Below are 16,810 nucleotides of genomic sequence, written 5' to 3' on the forward strand. Positions count from 1 at the left end.
AGTGAAAAGCATAATGAGAGAAGGTTTAGCATGAATAAAAAGAATAAGAAATCGGCGATTACAGGAAAGAAGGAAACAAGCAAGATTGAAGGGGCAGGCAAGACACCTAAGTTTAATTTGAAGAATGGAATAGATTTACGGGGACAGATCAAAAGAGTTAATCCTATGGAATCTGTTGGCGTGAAGATATTCCTGATATTTTTGTGTGCAATTGTAATTGTGGTAATGGCACTTGGACTGCTATCTTATTCAAAAGCCAAGAAGACAATTAAGAACAACGTATCGGAAGCCTACCGTCAGACTATTATTCAGACCTCAGAGAAGTTAGATATTACTTTGAAGCAGTACGAGAACTTGGCTTTACAGCTTTATTTTGATGCGCAGATGCAAGAAGATTTGAAGTCTTTAGTGACTGCACAATCTTCCTATGAGAAATTTGAAGCTACAAGCGCAGTAAGTAAAAAGTTGTCCAGTCAGATTACAACGGATTCTAATATTCTTAGTGTTTCTTTGATCCCGGAGTCACCTGATCAAGACATTGTTACAAGTGGCAGTGGCGGCATTAAGTTAGATAACATTAGAGAACAAGAATGGTATAAGAAGATTGTCGACAACACTGCATCTTATGAATCCTACTATTCTAAAGGTGATGGTGATGCGGCCAAGAACATATGGTTCTCTACAGCTGTTCAAGGTGATGGAGACAAAAATATTGCTATGGCAAGATCTCTCAAAACCCTGGGCTCAGGTACAGGATACATAGTCATCCTTGTGTTGAAGAATACATTGCTGGAGGAATCATTCGCAAGTGTCCAGCTGGGAGATGGCTCTCGAATTCAACTTGTCACTCCTGATGGAACCGTAGTAGCTTCTTCGGATTCAAAAGACGATGGTAAACCTTCAGAGTTTGCTTTTATTCAGGCAAGTAAAAAAGATAACAAGAGTTTGGATGAAAAAGATACAAACGGGGAAGAAATCCTTGCTGTCTTTAATCCAATGATCCGGGCGGATTGGAAGTTGGCAGGGGTAGTCCCAACAGATGAGCTAGTGAAAGAAGCACGTCCGATTCTGTTGACTACTTTTATTGCGGCTGCTGGCGCGGCTCTTCTAGCCATAGTAATCGGGATTTGGATGGTGCGTATGATTGCTCGTCCTCTAGCTCGCTTGAAGGATCTTATGGTACAAGGTGCAGGTGGTGATCTTAGTGTACGTACAGAATATGTATCTAAGGATGAAATTGGCCAGCTGTCAGCTTCCTTTAACGTGATGATGGAGCGTATTACTGAGCTTGTATCGCAAACGACAGAAACCGCTCGGGATGTGCTGGAGACCGCTGGTGAGCTTGGTGAAGCCTCACGTAAGACAGCTATTTCTGCGAAGGAAATCGCAGCCGCTACGGAAGAAATTGCCGGTGGGGCAGGCAGCCTGGCGCTCGAAGCTGAACGTGGTAATGAGCTTACAGATGTGATAGCTACGCAAATGCAGACTGTGATTTATGCCAACACTGAAATGGATGAAGCAGCACGTGGGGTTGGTGAAGCTAGTGCTCAAGGTGCTAAGCAATTAACGGACCTGCTGGATCAGACCAGCCGCACTGGAGAAAAAACAAGTGCGCTTGTCGAACGTGTCAACCACCTGAAGGAGACCGTATTCTCCGTAATTAAGGTGTTGGATGTGATGAAGAGTATCACGCAGCAGACGAATATTTTATCATTAAATGCGACAATAGAAGCCGCTCGTGCAGGAGAAGCTGGTAAGGGCTTTATGGTAGTTGCGGGTGAAGTGCGGCAGCTTGCTGACCAATCGAAGCAATCTATTGCCCTTGTTGCTGGAATTACGGATAAGATCATGGCGGAAATGAACGAAACGGAAGCTGTATTATCCGAAGTAGCACCACTGTTTAAAGAACAAGTAAGCTCTGTGAAGAGTACAAGTGATATCTTCTTGTCCGTAAAAGGACAGATGGATGAATTCATAACAAGCTTAGAATCGGTAACAACAGCGATTAGCAGTCTGAATCATTCACAAGGTGTGTTGTCAGAGGCTATGGGGAATGTTAGCGCCGTAGCAGAACAGTCTTCAGCAACTTCCGAAGAAGTAGCTTCCCTCAGTAATGAACAGCAAAATGTAAGTGATCAACTCGTTTCATTATCTGGCAAGCTGGAAAGTGCTTCAGGTCAATTGAAGGACAAGCTGTCATTATTCACTATAAAATGAGTGGATTCATCACTAATCTCTAAATTGTTTACCTAACAAAACCGCTTCTTCAACATGAAGAGGCGGTTTGTTGTTGTGTAATGAAGAACTACACCGTATAATAACTTTGTTAGGTATTTGTTATAATTTAATAACAAGTTAGGTAAAAAGTATTAAGGAGAAGGACCAAATGAAAGGTAGACGCATCTCTGGCTGGTGGTCCGTTATCGGGGACATGAGCATGGAACGCAAGCTGCTCCTCGTCTTTTTAATTATCATTACCCTCCCGCTATCCTTCATCAGTGTATTTACCTTCAAGAGCTACTCAGAATCTATTCAGGGGAACACTATTGCTTATTCTGAGAAATTAATCGATCAAATGATGGATGGAGTAGACGATTATATCGAAGATATGAAGCGTATTTCATCTATGCCCGCCTATGTGAATGATATCAAACTTAATTTAATACGTTCAAACCGCTACCATGAGCAGAAAAAGATTATGGGAGGCGCAACTGGGAGTGCTACTTTATCACCCGGTGATTTTGATCTACTGTTGTCCATTCAACGGGGGATAGAGGGCAACATTTCGTTTATTAACAATATTAAGCGAGGCGCGAACTCGGTTTATATTTTTGACGCTTACGGAAATGGTTATTATTCTGCGAAGGATGGTGGCGTACGGCTCGATCTCGAGCAAAGCTATAAATACTGGAGCCAGCAGACTAAGGATTCCAGCGGAGAAGCATTATTGTTCGGTACTCAGGCGTATACAAGTAATCTGCAGAGCACCCGATATGCTTTTACCGTTGTTCGCAAAATCGTGGATGGCTTGTTAAATCCAATCGGGCTGATTGCGGTTGAAGCGAATATTAGCAATTTGGAGAATCAAGTTACGGAGCTGGATAAAGTCACCCATGGGAAGTCGTTGATTGTGGATGAGAAAGGAATGGTCATCTACGACAGCGACAAGAAGCTGCTGGCCACAGATATTTCTGATTCAGACTTGTTCAAAAGAGTTGGGGGAATTTCTGGAAGCTTCTATGATACAGTCAACGGAAAAGAGCGCTTAAATATATACTCTGGTTCTGCCAAAACCAATTGGAAGGTAATTATCTCTATACCTGTTGATGTACTGATGCGTGATGTGAAGGTGACCCGTAATACAACACTTGCTGCTACATTAAGTATCATTGTACTGGCGTTAATTATTTCGATTATTCTTTCCGTTGCCCTTACTAAATCGCTGACTCAAATGATTCAATTGATGAAAAAAGTTCAGGGTGGCGATCTGGATGTGATGTTCAGAGTTAAACGGCGTGACGAAATTGGTCTGCTGGGGCATCAATTCAATCGTATGTTAGCCCGAATCAGGCAGCTAATTCAGGATATCTACCGCATAGAAGAACAGAAAAAGGAAGCAGAGCTTCATGCGCTGCAGAGCCAAATCAATCCTCATTTTATCTATAACACACTGGAGTCGATCCGAATGACCGCTGAGCTGAATGATGATGTCGAAGCTGCGGATATGATCTCTATTCTGGGCAAACTGCTACGGTATAGTACAAGTGATCTGAGCGGTAATACGACATTGAAGCAAGAGCTTGGATATGTGCGTAATTATGTTGAGCTGCTTAACTATCGTTATCCTAACCGGTTTTTGCTGGATATTGATGTGCCGAAGGCGTTAGATAATTACTCTATTATCAAGCTGGTCTTCCAGCCCATCATTGAGAATGCTGCTTATCATGGCTTAGATGATAATAAGCCGCAAATGCATTTAAGCATCCACTGTGAGATTACAGAGCAAATGCTGTTGTTTCATATCAAAGACGACGGTATCGGAATGGATGAGAAGACTTTGGAGAAATTGAATGATGGGCTGCAGAACGAAAGTCCTCCTAAGAAAAGCATTAACGGGGGCATAGGCATGAAAAATGTACAGCAGCGAGTGCGTCTTCATTATGGAGCGGCATTTGGGATCCAGGTATATAGTGAGCTTGGACGAGGGACCGATGTTATTTTGTCGCTGCCATTACTGGAGCCGGAAATGATTGGCTTACCTGAGTAACGAAATAAGAGGGGGCTGTCCGTTGAAGGGGTTGAAATTAGAATGGACTATGCGAACCATACTGTTACTTCTCTTGGTGTTATTGAGTAGTAGCTGTGCCAATAACAATAAGCAGGCGCAATCCACTCCGCCTCCAGTTGGAGACGAGGTGATGTCTGACTTGTCCGGCACCATAGTCATGATGACCAATCGAATAGATCTGATTGAGAACGGAACTTTTCAAGGATACGCGGACCAGTTTAAACAGAGATACCCCGAAGCCAATGTGGAATTTGAAGGTTTGTCCAATTATGCAACGGATATTCTGGTACGGCTGTCCACGAAAGATGCCGGTGATGTACTGCTGCTTCCGGTGAATCTTCCGGCAAAGGAGCTGGATTATTTTTTCGAACCGCTGGATGAAGAAACCGCTGCTAGTGAGCGTTTCACTTCTTTTGCTACGTATAACGGGAAACGTTATGGGCTGTCCACTGGGACTACTACGGTTGGGATTGTCTATAATAAAAGGGCATTCGAAAAAGCAGGGATAACTACTGTTCCGAAGACACTGGATGAATTCTACGAAGCTTGTGCGAAATTAAAACAAGCGGGTATTATCCCCCTATATATGAATTATGGGGCCGTCTGGCCTTTACGTGAATGGGGGAACAGTCTGGTTAACTATATGACAGGCAATCCAGAGTATCTAAATAATATGGTAAATGAGGATAGCCCATGGCAGCTTGATAATGAGTGGGGGAAATCAATTTCCATTGCTCGAACCTTAATTGGTAAAGGCTACGTAGAAGATGAACTATTCTCGAACAATTGGGAGATATCAAAGACTAGGCTAGCTAAAGGTCAAGCAGGAATGTATTTACTGGGGAATTGGACGATTGGACAAGTCCTTGATGTGGGGGCTGAACCGGATGATATAGGATTCTTCCCGTTTCCTTATGATAATGGCAGCACTCATTATGCACCGATCAATCCAGATTGGTTCATGGGGGTTAGTAAATACACCAAGAACAAAGAGCTTGCTATGGCGTGGTTGAATTTTTTTGTAAAGGAGACTTCCTATCGGGATGACTGGGGATTCCTTCCGGCTGATGGAAGCTTGAATTCCTCTATGTCGCAGTACCGTGAGTTTTTATCTTATAAGCCTAAGCTACTTGATGCTACCGTACAAAGTGATGCGTTCATCGATCTGGCGAATAGAGCCAAGCTGTCCTTTTGGTCCGGGGATTACATTCAGGAGTTACTGGCTGCGCCTGATTTACAAAAGGCTTTTGACGAATTGAATGCAAAATGGAAGGAAGCGCGGGCAGGAACATCAGAAACTTCTCAGCCTTAAAGTTAGTACTACATAAATTTGATGACATTCTCTGGAGGGTTATATATGGCTAAAAAGGTCACTATGCAAAAAATCGCTGATCATCTCGGCGTATCCAAATTCGTTGTTTCCAAGTCACTTTCGGGTAAAGGCGGCGTTAATGAGACGACAAGAGAACGAGTGATTCAAGCGGCATCGCAGCTGGGTTATTTTACGCAAAAAAATGCTTTTGTCCAAGGCATAAAACGCACCCCTCCGGTAGGTGGCGGTGATCGGAATAAGCAATCCGTGCTTGTGTTAATGCCGAATATTCGTTCTCAGACGCAGGATTCCTTGTATTGGGGGAAAATTGTGGATGGTATTGCTATTGCGCTGGATCAGGAAGGGCTTGGGATGGTCATTATCTCTGAGAATCGTGCGGATAATTTCGTCAATATTTTGAATCCAAATGGAATCCTTGGCTTAGTAGGTGTGGGACAAATCTCTACTTCCTTACTGCTTGAGGTGCATCGTATTGGTCTGCCGATGGTGTTGATTGACCATGAAGATCCGCTAATTCCAAGTGATACCGTGTTTGCAAATAATGTGGATTCCATGGCTCGACTTACGAATCATTTGATGGGAACAGGCCATACCCAAATGCATTTTATCGGCAATATTGGATTCTCACGCAGTTTCCGCGACCGGTGGATTGGCTTCCGGAGTGCGCTGGAGGAGAGCGGAATAAGACTGCCTTTGGAAGATGATGCGAATCTTTTTCTGGAAGGGGTGGAGGAAGACTTATTTCAGGAGGATTTTAAAAGCTGGGTGAATAAGCGTAAAAAAGCCAAAACACTCCCGACAGCCTTGGTCTGCGCTAACGACTCCACAGCCCTTTCGGTCAGTGACATTCTTAAGGAAGAAGGGTTTAATATTCCGAAGGATATCTCAGTTACAGGCTTTGATAATATTGAGGATGCCTTAAGAGGAGTTCCACCGCTTACAACTGTTCATGTTCCTAAAGAAGCGATGGGCCGAGCCGCAGTGGAGAAACTTCTGAGCCGTATTCATAATCCTTCTGCGCCGCTTGAGAAAATACTTATCGCAGCGGACATTGTTCATCGTGATTCTGTGGATAAGCCGCGAGACTAGAACTATGTTGTGATTTGCTTGAGTAAGGGGGAGTTTAGCTATGACAGAACCAGTTGTCATGCCAAGGATTGAAGGCGAACAGATTCAACTACGAGGTGTACAAGTATCCGATCTGGAGGCTTATTATAATTTTTTGCTTGATGTTGAGATGGGGCAATTAACAGGATCACAAGGAGATTTCTCCCGTGAGCAAACAGCAGCTTGGATTCGTAAGATTAGTGTTCCAGCCGAGGATCGTGTAGATCTTATGATTATAGTAAAGGACACGGGTGAGCTCATTGGAGAAGTGGTACTAAATGAAATAGATCCGGACAATCGTAGTGCAAATATCCGAATCGGCATTTGTGGACATGAACATCGGGGTAAGGGTTACGGTACTGAAGCTATGACTCAAATGCTACGATATGGCTTTGAAACTTTGAAGCTGCACCGCATCCATCTCGGCGTATATACTTTTAACCCCAGAGCCGTTCATGTCTATGAGAAGCTTGGTTTTCAACGCGATGGTGTGGAGCGGGATGCTCTTTATGTAGACGGAGAGTTTCATAACATGATTCTGATGTCCATGCTTGAGGAGGAGTTCCGCAGTTTGTACAATTAAAAAAAGTGAATCTACGGTAAGGAAGATTGTAAGTAACTTCCTCACCAGATTCACTATGAATATTAGTCTGTAATATTTCCAGCCATTTTGAGGCGTTTGGCAATTTCTTTAAAGTCTTCGGGGGAGATTCCTGGAGCGAATTCCTCTTCGACTGCCGGAGCAACGGGGATCGGAAAACCTTTAGGGGCTCCCTGAATGACTTCAAGCGGAAGATTATCCTCCGGGTGGGTTCCCTTCCAAATCTGATCGATGGCGCCGAAGTCACTTTCACTCCAGGTGTATAGCTTGGTGTGCACGCCTTTTTCTTCATATTTTTTTGCTTCACTGAATGATTTATTATTTAACGAAGGAATCGGCACGAGCTTAGTTACATTAACACCTGTTGCCACTTCGATTGCTTTGGCATAAGCGACCACGTGGACACCACCACGGACTAAAAGGAATCCGACTACAGCGCGTGCAGCTGGATGGTCTGTCATTTCGTAGACCTTCATTTTATGTGTTCTGGCTCCGCATTCGAGGAAGAAGTTATGTAGCAGATCTTCCACTAGGTTGCCGCTATTAAATACGTTTGCTCCGGTCCACGGGTTCCCCGTTGAATCAAAAGGCATAGCCCCTTGTGCACCAGCCAGAAAGTGATAGGATAGACGCGCATCTTTTGCGGACCCTAGAGGGGTGGAATCGGGCTCTTTATAACTTGTTGACCCTCGAAGACATTTGTTGATGGCATGAGAAACCAGCTCGACGTGGCCAAGCTCTTCCGCTGTTATGCTCATCACCAAATCATAAAAGGGCTTCAGTTTGTCTTTTGAACGGAAATTAAAGGATTGAAAGAGGTAATTGTTAAGGGTCGACATTTCTCCGAACTTTCCGCCAAGCAATTCCTGAACAGCGGCAGCAGCATTGGGATCGGGCTTCTCAACTTCAGGAATCTCGATCATGATTTCATCCATACGTTTGAACATTAATATCTCAGCCTCCTTGAGGTTAGGGGTTACTGAGCTATTTTGAGCTTAATCTATAGGAATTACTCATGAATGGGTTGAAAAGTATGGATGTGCGTCATGTAAATGGCTTTTTGTGTCGAAAAGGCAAACTGCAAATACTATCAAATACGCAATCAAATACGCAATCAAATACGCATAGTAACCCGCTAACGGACACAGCTGACCCTATATGCAGTATTATCCGATATTTGCAATACTAACGGACTCCACAGCAGCTATCGTCCTAGAAAAAGCCCCAAATGGACCTCTTTTCAGGGAATAGCTTCATTGGAGTCCGAAAACTTACAATAAAGGCTAAATACATATGAATAACGTCAACTGAGTCCGTAAGCCATGTTGGATAATAGATATACGGTTAAGCAGACAAAGAATGATCAAAAAACGCAGAGCAGCGATCCTCCAATAATAGGAGAATCGCTGCTCTGTTGATTTCTAGGGTTTATGAAACCTTATTTACAATGCTAAATTACGGTCAATAAGAGCAATACGTTGCTGTACACAAGCATAAGAGCGAAGTGGATCCTCTGGAGTGTTCAGCACATAATCTAACATTTGGTCAACGGTAGTTGTAGCCACGTGGATACGAGTGTCGGAGGAAGCGTAGTAAATATAGATTTCACCGTTATCACGTGCAATCACGCCATTACAGAACACGACATTGGAGACATCGCCGACACGTTCTTCACCATCTGGTGCGATGAAATGACCGCCAGGTGAATGAGTGACTTTGTTTGGCTCATCCAGATCAGACAAGAAAGCATATAGCACGTATCGGAGTCCAGCAGCTGTGTTGCGTACACCATGAGCAATATGCAGCCAGCCTTTTGCAGTTTTGATTGGAGCCGGACCTTGGCCGTTTTTAACTTCCTTGATGGTATGGTAGTGGCGTTCATCCATGATGGTCTCACTAGTAATTACGGCATCTTCAATTGTATCCGAGAGTCCCCAGCCGATACCGCCACCTGAACCTGCATCGATAAAGCCATCTTGTGGGCGAGTGTAGAAAGCGTATTTTCCATCTACAAATTCAGGGTGGAGCACGACATTACGCTGCTGAGCAGAGCCTGTTTTGAGATCCGCCAGACGTTCCCAGGTTTTCAGATCTTTGGTGCGAACAATACCACACTGTGCTACTGCGCTAGAAAGGTCACCATGTGGAGCTTCTGGATCTTTGCGTTCTGTACAGAAGAGGCCGTAGATCCAGCCATCTTCATGGCTTACGAGGCGCATGTCGTAGACGTTGATATCAGGAACTTCTGTCTCAGGCAGCACAACTGGATGATCCCAGAAGCGGAAGCCGTCTACGCCATTGTCGCTTTCTGCTACAGCGAAAAAAGATTTGCGGTCATTGCCTTCAACCCGAGCAACAAGATAGAATTTGCCGTTCAGTGCAATAGCACCCGGGTTGAAGACGCCGTTGACGCCAATTCTTTCGGCAAAATTAGGGTTGGTGTCTGGGTTAAAATCATAACGCCAGATTAAGGGCGCATGCTCAGCAGTTAGCAGTGGATGAGTATAACGGTCATAAATGCCGTTTCCATAAGGAAGCTTTTCGTTCTTGCGGGCGATCAGGGCTTCATAACGTTCTGTTAATTGTTGTTTGCGTTCTTGGAATAATGATGACATTAGATAGTCTCCTTTATAGTTGATTTCAGTCGTGCGATCATTTCGAAGCAGGCTCTGCTGTTATGATAAGGACATTTCCAGGCGCTAACCTTTGATCCGTGAGGCAGGGGCTGAAGGTTCTCGTCCACGCCCCAGTACCATTCACCGAGCTTGTGATCCACCATGTATTTATCGATAAAAGTCCAGGAGGCTTGGGCAGCCTCATTAAATTTGCTGTCACCAGTCAGCTGATAAGCATTATAGAATCCAACAACCGCCTCAGCTTGCGGCCACCAATCTTTATCTTTGCTCAGCAGCCCGCTTGGGTCAGCTTCATTCCATATCCCACCATCGCTATCTATACCTTCCGCAAGAACGGCTTCTGCCATGGAGACAGCGACTGTTCGCACACGCTGCAGCAGCAGCTCTTCTCCAAGGGTTTCAGCAGCTTCCACCAGCAGCCAGCTTCCTTCGATGTCATGTCCGTAGGAGATAATATCTGATTTCACATTCCATGCCTCATCTAAGAAAAGATGAAAATGCTGGCCTTCCTGATCAATGATATGATCCAGCATCGTTTCGATTAGCTCGGTTAGCGTGCTCTTTAGCTCCTCCGACTTCCATACTCGATAGAGACCGGTATACGCTTCCAGAACATGCAGATGGGTATTCATAGATTTTTTTTCATTCATATCCTTGCTGCTGAGACTGAGGTTATCAGTGATTTGCCATTCCCGTGATAAAGCTTCGACATAACCTTTATAAATAGAATCATAGCCGTATTTCTCAACTAGCTGGAATAATTGAATCGCATCCTCTAAGACTTCTGGACGTCCGGTCGCATGGTAGAATTCAGCCAGTGCGTAGATAGCAAAGGATTGGCCATAGATCTGCTTTTTCTCTTGAGAAGGTCTGCCCTCAGCATCCACCATCCAGTATAATCCGCCATACTCTTTATCAATGAAGTGTTCCATCAGATAGGTATAAGCACGTTCTGCCATCGCCAGATATTCCGGTTTACCGTAGATCCGGTAAGCGCTCGCAAAGGACCAAAGGATCCGGGCATTAAGCACAAGGCTTTTCTCTGCGTTAGGAGTAATGTTCAGCTGATTGTCGATCTCACCTACAAAACCGCCGTTTACTTCGTCCTTCGTCTGTTTCATCCAAAAACTAAGAATATTATCCTGCAGCTCATCCTCAAGTTGGGTCAACCATAATTCTGGTGAATTAATCATTGTAATCAGTCACTCCTCACATTATTTGGTGATTTTTGAGGTGAAATATTCGTTGATGATCCCAGCGGCTTGCTTACCGTACATACAGTAATCATCATTCTGTGCTGCTTCTTCAATTGGATAAAGATGAGTAGGCCAATCCCAGAGCATAAAGCCCTGAACCCAATCTCTGTGCTCACAGCCTTGAAACATTGCCTGATAGAATTTACTTTGTTCTTCTTGACTTGGTTCGCCCTTTAAGGTCCAATCATTGGGAATCGCAGCGCTCCCGCTCCGGCTTGGGCAACCCGCTTCCATGAAAAAGAACGGCTTATTCTGTGAGCTCACCACTTGCTCAATCCGGTCGAGCTGAGCCTCCCAATCACTAGCTGGATAATACCCACTTGAAGAAATCACATCGAGCGCATCCCACCAGGTTACGTTATCCTCCTGATACTTATCGCAATTATAAGTAAGAATACCTGAGTAGACCTTCCGCACCTCGGCAATAAGCGAACGCCATTCGGCTTCGCGTCTATCCGTCTGTACAAGCTCACAGCCAATACAGAACATTTCACAGCCTGTTTCCTCAGCGATAGCGGCATAGTGCAGAATAAATTTAGTATAAGAGCTGAACCACTCAGACCATTTAGGCTCGCAAGGGACATCCTTATCAAAAAAGTTAATATGGGCACGCCAAGTTCCGTCAGCACAATTAACAATCGGCTTCAGGCATACTTTTAGCTGGAGTGACTTCGCTTTGCTGATAGCCCATTTCACTTCTTCGTCGCTAACGGTTGGAGCCTCCCAGTAGGGAATTTCCGTAGAATGAGCGGTAGCTTGAAGCGCACTGAGCGCAATGGCCGTCCAGTTCGCTCCGGTGACAGAGGACATTAATTCCAGCGAACACTCAGCTTCTTTTGTTGTCCATGAACCACGTCTACCTGAGAAACCCCAGGTTACGCCTGCAATGTATTCGTTGTTTAACATCATCGAGGATCCTCACTTTACAAATGGAAATAGATAAATTAGCAAACTTAATTTTGTTAGATAGTTATTATTGTTTTGTTAGTTTATAATAACAACTTAATTTAGTTATATACTTTTTCGTAGATGATTTCAAGGACAATTTGTAGTTGGAGCTGGGAAATTTGAATAACTTTAGTTATAGTAAATATAAGACTATAAAAGGGCGCAATCGTACATTGACGTAATGCATGGGGAGATACTATTCGTGATGATAGCGCAATCATAATAACTGGCGGATACAACTGGAGGGAATTACTTAAATGATAAATGTTATGATTGCGGACGACGAGGAAGTCATTCGCAGGGGGCTCGAAAAAATCACATCCAGAATGGAAATAGACGTACATGTAATTGGATCTTACGGAAACGGGTTGGAAGCCTGGGAACATTTAGAAAAGTTATCCCGAGAGGATATAGATCTGCTTATTACAGATATCAAAATGCCTAGGATGGATGGTTTTAAGCTGATTGAACAGGTTAGAGACCATATGGAGGATATACCTATTGCTGTCCTTAGCGGTTTTAGTGAATTTGAATATGCCCGTCGAGCGATCCGCCATGGGGTGATGGATTATTTGCTTAAACCGATTGATAAGACTCAGCTATATGAGCTGCTTAAGAGAGTAGAGGATGTAAAGAAAAAGAACGTGACGGAGCATGAGGAGATTTTCTCACAAGCTGCGGATGGTGGGGAACATTATGTAGTTGAGCAGACAAAAAGCATTCTGGAGAGAGAGTATGATCAGAACTTCGAGCTAGAACGCTTAGCGGAGATGGTGGGCATGAATGCGAGTTATCTCAGCCGTTTGTTCAAATTAAAGACGGGGCAGACGATCACAGACTATCTGATTCGGATTAGAATTTCTAAAGCTAAGGAACTGCTAATGGAGCATCCTGACCTGAAGAATTATGAAATTGCCGAGAAGGTGGGTTATAGCGATCCGGTATATTTTAATAAATTGTTCAAGAAAATGTGTGGTATGACACCTAAGGATTATAAAAGCGGCTGTAAATTCCCGAAAATTGAACGAGAGTTTTAGGCATATATAGGAAGCTATTTATTAGGAGGGCGAAAAGCTCTCTTTTTTTGTAGATATTTTTATAAATTAGATAACAAAATTATTATAAGTAAAACAAAAATAACAAATACAAGACCAGAAAAAGCAATTGAAACCATCGTTTTGCGTCAAAAATAGATTTATAATGGGTTTGTAAGCGATATCATCACTTGTTTTCAAGAGTAATTCAGATAATCCGGTATTAATGACTACTCTTTCAAGTTATGAGTGATGATAAAAGTTATTATATTTGTTATTTACCTAAAACTAGAGTTGAATTGAAGAGAGGGGTCGTAACAGCATGAAAAAAGGCAAAACAATGATGGGCTTGATGGCACTAACACTTGTGGCGGGATTGTTTAGCGGTTGTTCCTCAAACAACAACACTAACAATGAAGCTGCTAAAAACACAGGAAACAATGGTTCTTCAGCAGAGGCAACTGCTCCAGCTGATGGTACAGCAGCCAAGGATATCAAAGGGGATATCACAGTCATAACGCAAAGAACAGATATTGTTGATACCGTATTCAAAGAGTATGCGGCTAAATTCAATGAGAAATATCCTGATGTAAAGGTGAACTTTGAAGCGCTAGCTACTTACGAAGACCAAATTAAAATTCGTATGAGCACTAGTGATTATGGCGACGTTCTTTTGTTACCTACTAGCATAGCTGTAAAAGATATTCCTGATTTCTTCGAACCTCTTGGCAAGCTCGAAGAAATGAGCAAACAATACACAGGGCTGGAAGAACGTGCAGTAGACGGAGTTGCCTATGGTATTCCGATGACCATCAACTTTAACGGGATTATTTATAACAAACAAGTCTTCAAAGATGCCGGAATTACAGAGGTTCCCAAAACCCCTGAACAATTCTTGACTGCCCTGCAGACTATTAAAGACAAAACACAAGCTGTTCCTCTTTACACAAATTACGCAGCAGGCTGGACATTGACGCAATGGGAAGCGGATCTGGCTACAGTAGCTGGTGACCGTGATTATGTAAACATTGCTCAAGTGGCTAGCGACGACAACTATGTAGCGGGTCAACCACACTATGAATTGTACAAAATTCTGTACGATGCAGCACAAAAAGGTTTGATTGAAGAAGATCCAACTACAACAGACTGGGAATCTTCCAAAGCTGATCTAGCCAACGGAAAAATTGGGACTATGGTGCTTGGATCTTGGGCGATTGGCCAAATCAAAGGCCTGGCTACAAATCCAGACGATGTTGGATTTATGCCTTTCCCAACCAATGCGGATAAAATCCTTGTGCCGCTTGCTGGTGACTACAATCTGGGTGTCAGCATTCACAGTAAGAACAAAGAAGCTGCTAGAGCTTGGGTGGATTGGTTCATCAACGAATCTAATTACCCTACAACTGAAGGCGGCGGTATGAGCCCGGCTATCGGTGCAGAGCTTCCAGAAATCCTGAAACAATATGAAGGTACAGATGTAACCTTTGATACTCTTGCTCCTGCTAAAGCTGGTGAAGAAGGCTGGTCTGATGAAATCGACAAACAAGCTGAGATCGGTGCTTGGCAGCCAGACTTCAAGAAACGGATTATTGAAGCAGCGATTGGCAACAGAAAAGAATCCTATGATGACATCATGAAAGACCTGAACGACAAGTGGAAAGCCGCTCGCGCTAAAGTCACAGCACAGTAACAACTATAAGCTTCTTAGATGCTATAGGCGGTAGTGAATGTGGGAGGGGATATGCTAACAAGCATTTCCCCCTTCACATTTAAACGAGTCTTAAATAAATGAGGATGCTTTTTCTGGAGGTGTATCGGGTGTTTAAGTTTTCAAATTTGAGCTATAAAAATCAAAGAATCGCTATCATCATCTTATTCTCATTAGTGCCGATATTATTGCTGCTCACATTCGCTTATTATCCAGTCATCAGTATGTTTCGGTACAGCTTCACCAGTTGGAATGGATTGAGCAAAAATATGGAATATGTCGGTTTAGAAAACTACAAGACCATTTTTACAAAACCTGAGTATTTTTCTGTGTTTAAGGTCAGCTTGTATTATTTCTTTACCACTTTTATCCAGATGGCACTTGCTTTGTATTTTGCAACCATCTTAAGCTTTAGTGTTCGCATGAAAAACTTGTTTAAAGGGATTTTGTTCTTCCCGACCTTGCTAAACGGTGTAGCGATCGGTTTTATCTTTCTCTTCTTCTTCAAACCAGATGGAACGCTAGATACGATTCTTAATCTGATTGGGCTTGGCAGTCTGCAGCAGAAGTGGCTTCTGAATCCTAATTTGATTAACTTCTCGCTCGCAGGTGCATCACTGTGGAGATACATGGGAATGAACTTCCTGATTTTCCTTGGAGCTATTTCTTCTATCGGTAAGGATATCTATGAGGCCGCTGAAATTGACGGTGCAAACAGATGGCATCAGTTTATGCATATTATTTTGCCAAGCATTAAACGTATTCTGCAATTGAACTTGATTCTTGCGGTTAGTGGCGCCATTGGGGTATTCGAAATTCCATACGTCATGACAGGCGGATCAAACGGAAGTAGTACATTCGTTATTCAGACGGTCGATGTAGCTTTCAAATACAGCAAGGTTGGTTTGGCATCGGCGATGGCCGTGGTATTGCTGGGTATTGTTATCATAGTTACTATTTTGCAGCGCGTTCTGATCAAGGAGGAGAAATAAACTATGCATTCTGTAAAATATACCACTGCTAGTATATTCAAATATCTCACCTTGATTTTGGGAGCACTTGTAGCTTTGATACCTATCGTGGTCGTGTTTTTCGCTTCATTAAAGACCGGAACGGAATATGCTTCTACCGGACCGTTAACGCTGCCAGAGAATTGGTTGAATTTCTCCAACTACACAAAGGCTTTTGTAGACGGGAAAATGCTGCTCGGTTTTAAAAATACTGTCATTATCGTTGTGATTTCTATTGCGGGTGCCACGTTGACGGGTTCGATGATGGCTTATATTTTATCGCGCTTCAAATTTAAAGGCAGTAAGATCCTAATTAGTATGTTCCTGATTGCTACTCTGATTCCAGGCGTAACTACACAAGTGGCTACTTTCCAAATCATCAATCACTTGGGATTATTTAATACCAGATGGGCGCCAATCGTTATGTACTTGGGCACGGATATTATCGCTGTTTATATCTTCATGCAGTTTTTGGATTCGATCTCCGAGTCACTGGATGAATCCGCGATGCTGGACGGAGCTTCGTATTGGACGATTTATTGGAGAATTATTTTGCCATTGTTGAAGCCGGCGATTGTAACTGTAGTGATCGTGAAGGGTGTTAATATTTATAACGATTTTTACACCCCTTTCCTTTATATGCCGAAAACAGATCTGCAAACGATCTCCACAGCACTCTTTAAGTTTAAAGGTCCATATGGATCGCAGTGGGAAGTAATATGTGCGGCGATTATGATCGCAATTATACCTACATTGGTTGTGTTTACCGCCTTGCAAAAATATATCTACAATGGTTTTTCGCAAGGTTCTGTAAAGTGAGCTCAACAGTAAATTTAATAACAGTACTAGATAAAATAGCATACTGAAAAGTTGCATACATTTGGAGGGA

Annotated in this window: 13 protein-coding genes; 9 read left to right on the plus strand and 4 right to left on the minus strand. The window is 43.2% G+C overall.

Annotation, left to right across the window (positions count from 1 at the left end):
• The first annotated feature begins 30 nt into the window (after positions 1–30).
• The 5 genes from NYE72_RS07825 to NYE72_RS07845 all read left to right on the plus strand — a co-directional run bounded on the left by NYE72_RS07825 (position 31) and on the right by NYE72_RS07845 (position 7,311).
• Complete coding sequence (locus NYE72_RS07825) at positions 31–2,217, plus strand: methyl-accepting chemotaxis protein (RefSeq protein ID WP_244886443.1); 2,187 nt, start codon at positions 31–33, stop codon at positions 2,215–2,217.
• Between the two features lie 169 nt (positions 2,218–2,386).
• A complete protein-coding gene (locus tag NYE72_RS07830; RefSeq protein WP_036675579.1) occupies positions 2,387–4,267 on the plus strand; it encodes a sensor histidine kinase in 1,881 nt (626 codons plus the stop codon).
• A gap of 22 nt (positions 4,268–4,289) precedes the next feature.
• Positions 4,290–5,600 carry an ABC transporter substrate-binding protein gene (locus NYE72_RS07835; protein ID WP_052096880.1) on the plus strand — a complete coding sequence of 437 codons (1,311 nt, stop codon included), beginning with the start codon at positions 4,290–4,292 and terminating at the stop codon, positions 5,598–5,600.
• Positions 5,601–5,645: 45 nt separating this feature from the next.
• Positions 5,646–6,710, plus strand: a complete 1,065-nt coding sequence (locus NYE72_RS07840) for a LacI family DNA-binding transcriptional regulator (RefSeq protein ID WP_038569512.1) — start codon at positions 5,646–5,648, stop codon at positions 6,708–6,710.
• Positions 6,711–6,750: 40 nt separating this feature from the next.
• Positions 6,751–7,311, plus strand: a complete 561-nt coding sequence (locus NYE72_RS07845) for a GNAT family protein (protein ID WP_036675574.1) — start codon at positions 6,751–6,753, stop codon at positions 7,309–7,311.
• 62 nt (positions 7,312–7,373) lie between these two features.
• Here NYE72_RS07845 and NYE72_RS07850 read toward each other — a convergent pair whose 3' ends face one another.
• From NYE72_RS07850 to NYE72_RS07865, 4 genes are all read right to left on the minus strand, one after another.
• Positions 7,374–8,276, minus strand: a complete 903-nt coding sequence (locus tag NYE72_RS07850; RefSeq protein ID WP_036675571.1) for a manganese catalase family protein — start codon at positions 8,274–8,276, stop codon at positions 7,374–7,376.
• A gap of 495 nt (positions 8,277–8,771) precedes the next feature.
• Positions 8,772–9,944 (minus strand): glycosidase, encoded by a 1,173-nt coding sequence (locus NYE72_RS07855; protein WP_038569513.1) that lies wholly within the window; start codon positions 9,942–9,944, stop codon positions 8,772–8,774.
• On the minus strand, positions 9,944–11,158 hold the full coding sequence (locus NYE72_RS07860; protein ID WP_038569515.1) for an AGE family epimerase/isomerase: 1,215 nt from the start codon (positions 11,156–11,158) through the stop codon (positions 9,944–9,946). The genes NYE72_RS07855 and NYE72_RS07860 overlap by 1 nt, the downstream gene beginning before the upstream one ends.
• Before the next feature lie 21 nt (positions 11,159–11,179).
• Positions 11,180–12,130 (minus strand): 1,4-beta-xylanase, encoded by a 951-nt coding sequence (locus NYE72_RS07865; RefSeq protein WP_038569516.1) that lies wholly within the window; start codon positions 12,128–12,130, stop codon positions 11,180–11,182.
• A 296-nt stretch (positions 12,131–12,426) separates the two neighbouring features.
• On the opposite strand from NYE72_RS07865, the gene NYE72_RS07870 reads away from it, so the two are divergent.
• The 4 genes from NYE72_RS07870 (at position 12,427) to NYE72_RS07885 (ending at position 16,740) form a co-directional block, all read left to right on the plus strand.
• The gene (locus NYE72_RS07870; protein ID WP_036675560.1) at positions 12,427–13,206 is read left to right on the plus strand and encodes a response regulator; all 780 of its coding nucleotides are present in this window, start codon (positions 12,427–12,429) and stop codon (positions 13,204–13,206) included.
• Between the two features lie 319 nt (positions 13,207–13,525).
• A complete protein-coding gene (locus NYE72_RS07875) occupies positions 13,526–14,893 on the plus strand; it encodes an extracellular solute-binding protein (RefSeq protein WP_038569518.1) in 1,368 nt (455 codons plus the stop codon).
• 128 nt (positions 14,894–15,021) lie between these two features.
• Entirely contained in the window at positions 15,022–15,903 is an 882-nt protein-coding gene (locus NYE72_RS07880; RefSeq protein WP_036675555.1) for a sugar ABC transporter permease, read from the plus strand.
• A 3-nt stretch (positions 15,904–15,906) separates the two neighbouring features.
• Positions 15,907–16,740, plus strand: a complete 834-nt coding sequence (locus tag NYE72_RS07885) for a carbohydrate ABC transporter permease (protein WP_036675551.1) — start codon at positions 15,907–15,909, stop codon at positions 16,738–16,740.
• Positions 16,741–16,810 lie beyond the last annotated feature (70 nt).

Origin of the sequence: Paenibacillus sp. FSL L8-0333 (genome assembly GCF_037965665.1) — a bacterium.
GTDB classification, from domain to species: domain Bacteria; phylum Bacillota; class Bacilli; order Paenibacillales; family Paenibacillaceae; genus Paenibacillus_AQ; species Paenibacillus_AQ odorifer.